Below are 3213 nucleotides of genomic sequence, written 5' to 3' on the forward strand. Positions count from 1 at the left end.
TTCCCCGCCCGAGCTCACTCCCGGGAATCTCGATCACCTCGATCCCCTGCTTGCGAAGATGCGTGTTCGTGGTCGCGTTCCGCTCGTACGCGACCACCACCCCCGGCTCCACCGCGAGGACATTGCACCCGTCGTCCCACTGCTCCCGCTCCGCCGCGTGCACGTCCTGCGTAGCGGTCAGCACGCGTATCTCGCTCAGCCCGAGCGCGGCGGCGATCGCCCGGTGCATGTGCTCCGGCGGATGGTCCGTGACCTTGAGCTCCTTGTCCCCGACCCCCGGTTCGATGGTGTACGAGCGGAGCATCCCGAGCCCCGCGTACTGCGTGAAGACGTCCCCGTCGACCATGGTCATCACGGTGTCCAGGTGCATCAGGGCCCGCCGCTTGGGCATGTCGAGCGCCACGATCGTCTGCGCCGACCCCGCGGCGAACAGCTTGTGCGCGAGCATCTCCACGGCCTGGGGCGTGGTCCGCTCGCTCATCCCGATGAGCACGGCGCCGTTGCCGATGACGAGCACATCGCCGCCCTCGATGGTGGACGGGTAGTCGGCCTGCCCCTCCGACCAGACATGGAACGTCTCGTCGCGGAAGAGGGGGTGGTGCCGGTAGATCGCCTCGAAGTGCACGGTCTCCCGCCGGCGCGCGGGCCAGCGCATGGCGTTGATGGAGACCCCGTCGTAGATCCAGGCGGAGGTGTCACGGGTGAAGAGGTGGTTGGGGAGCGGCCCGAGGAGGAAGTCGTCGAGTTCCATGACGTGGAAGCGCACGGAGGTCGGCTCCGGGTGGCCCTCCAGGAACTCCCGTTTGGTCATCCCGCCGATCAGCGCCTCGGCCAGCCCTGACCCGGGCAGCGCCTCGAACGCGGCCCGGAGATGGTCCGTGGCGAGCGGCCCGTACTCCTTCTCGTCGAAGACCCGGTCCAGGATGAGCTCACGGGCCGCCGGGACCGCCAGCACGTCGGTGAGCAGGTCACCGAAGAGATGGACGACGACCCCGCGGTCACGGAGCACGTCCGCGAACCCGTCGTGCTCCGCCCGCGCCCTGCGCACCCACAGCACATCGTCGAAGAGGAGGGCGTCCTTGTTGCTGGGGGTGAGCCGTTTGAGCTCCAGATCCGGCCGGTGCAGGATGACGCGGCGCAGCCGCCCGGCCTCGGAGTCGACATGGAATCCCATGCCTCCATCCTGACCATTCGGGCGCGCGTTCACCCTCCGGTGGGCCGGATCGCACGGACACGGGAGCCCCTCCCCTTTTCATCCTCTTGACGATAAGCACCCCCACCTATTATCGTCCAAGTGACATAAACGAGCGGCGAGGGGGACTCTTCATGGCTGACATCACCAGACGCCTCGGCTGGCGGCATCTGCGCGGCGCACCCACCACCCACATCCGCCACCACCGCTCGGGCCGCCTGGTGCACGACGGGCCGGGACTCAGCTTCTGGTACCGCTCGCTCACCGCCGCGCTCTCCGAGGTGCCGGTCGACGACCGGGAGCTGGCGATGACGTTCCACGCCCGTACGTCCGACTTCCAGGACGTGGCGGTGCAGGCGACGGTGACGTACCGGATCAGCGACCCGGCGATCGCGGCAGCACGTCTGGACTTCTCCATCGACCCCGACACGGGTGTCTGGCGCGGCGCCCCGCTGGAGCAGCTGGCGACGCTGCTGACGGAGACGGCCCAGCAGCACGCGCTCGACGTCCTGGCCCGTACGCCGTTGTCCGCCGCGCTGGTGGACGGGGTCGCGGCTGTACGGGAGCGGATCACGAGCGGACTGGCGGCCGAGCCCCGGCTTCCCGCGACCGGGATCGAGGTCGTGGCGGTGCGCGTGGTGGCGCTGCGCCCCGAACCCGAGGTGGAACGCGCGCTGCGTACCCCCGCTCGTGAGCAGATCCAGCAGGAGGCGGACCGGGCGACCTACGAACGCCGTGCCGTCGCCGTCGAGCGAGAGCGGGCCATCGCCGAGAACGAGCTCGCCAGCCAGATCGAACTCGCCCGCCGCGAGGAGCAGTTGGTCGAGCAGCGGGGCACGAACGCGCGGCGCGAGGCCGAGGAGCACGCCGCCGCGGACGCGGTGCGTGCCGGGGCGGAGGCGGCACGGACGGTACGGCTGGCCGAGGCCGAGGCGCGGGCCGCGCGTGAGGTGGGCCGGGCGCGGGCGGAGACCCAGGCGGCGTGGCTGCGTGTGCACGCCGAGGTGGACGTGGCGACGCTGCACGCCCTGACGGGGACACGGCTCGCGGAGAACCTGCCGCGGATCGAGAGCGTGACGGTGTCGCCGGACGTACTGACCGGGCTGCTGGCGAAGCTGGGCGGCGGATCCGACGGGGAGCGGGGAGCGTCGGCGTGAGTCTCGCGCCCCGGGTGGTGCTGGTCCATCGCACCACCGAGTACGAGGAGTTGGTGGCCCGTCACGGAACACACGGGCAGGCGGCGTTCTTCCTGCGGTCGCGGGGGCGGGACATCGGGGAGGTGGCGGAGCGGAGCCGTCGCGACCGCCGGGCCCTGGCGGAGGTGGCCTCGAAGGTCCCCCTGACATGGCGTCAGGCCTCCGTGGAGCGGGCCGACCTGGACCGCTTCCTCTTCGCACCCGAGGACGTGGTGGTCGTGGTGGGGCAGGACGGGCTGGTGGCCAACGTGGCCAAGTACCTCTCGGGGCAGCCGGTGGTGGGGATCAACACCGATCCTGTCCGCAATCCGGGAGTGCTGGTGCGCCACGGGGTGCCGGACGCGCCGAAGCTGCTCGCCGCGGCGGCGGACGACGGCACGCCCTTCGAGGAACTCACCATGGTCGAGGCAGTCGCCGACGACACGCAGCGGCTGGTCGCGCTCAACGAGATCTATCTGGGCGCGGCCGGGCACCAGACCGCCCGGTACCGCCTGGGGCACGAGGACGACGGGGGTGTCGTCGAGTCCCAGGCCTCGTCGGGCGTGCTGGTCGGGACGGGGACCGGGGCGAGCGGGTGGCTGCGGTCGGTGTGGCAGGAGCGGTCCAGTGCGCTGCCCCTCCCGGGGGCGAGCGAGTCCCGGCTGCTGTGGTTCGTCCGCGAGGCCTGGCCGTCGCCGGCCACGGGGACGTCGCTCGTGGCAGGCGAGCTGGCCGCTCCGGCACGGCTCCGGCTCACCGTCGAGTCCGATCGGCTCGTTGCCTTCGGGGACGGGATGGAGTCCGACGCGATGGAGCTGACGTGGGGGCAGACGGTACGGCTGGGGG

The 3213-nt window shown here is 71.5% G+C and carries 3 protein-coding genes; 2 read left to right on the forward strand and 1 reads right to left on the reverse strand.

Features of this window, described 5'->3' with window-relative positions:
• Nucleotides 1–1174 (reverse strand): arginine deiminase (locus FNH04_RS43620; protein WP_152791776.1); only part of this gene is annotated, 1174 nt, incomplete at its 3' end.
• Nucleotides 1175–1326: 152 nt separating this feature from the next.
• Between FNH04_RS43620 and FNH04_RS43625 the strand changes: the two genes are divergently transcribed.
• Entirely contained in the window at nucleotides 1327–2349 is a 1023-nt protein-coding gene (locus FNH04_RS43625; protein WP_152791777.1) for an SPFH domain-containing protein, read from the forward strand.
• Nucleotides 2346–3213, forward strand: an 868-nt coding sequence (locus FNH04_RS43630) for an NAD(+)/NADH kinase (protein WP_322725579.1), incomplete at its 3' end; no start/stop codon positions are given. The genes FNH04_RS43625 and FNH04_RS43630, both read left to right, overlap by 4 nt.

It is taken from the genome of Streptomyces phyllanthi (assembly GCF_009377205.1).
Taxonomy (GTDB): domain Bacteria; phylum Actinomycetota; class Actinomycetes; order Streptomycetales; family Streptomycetaceae; genus Streptomyces; species Streptomyces phyllanthi.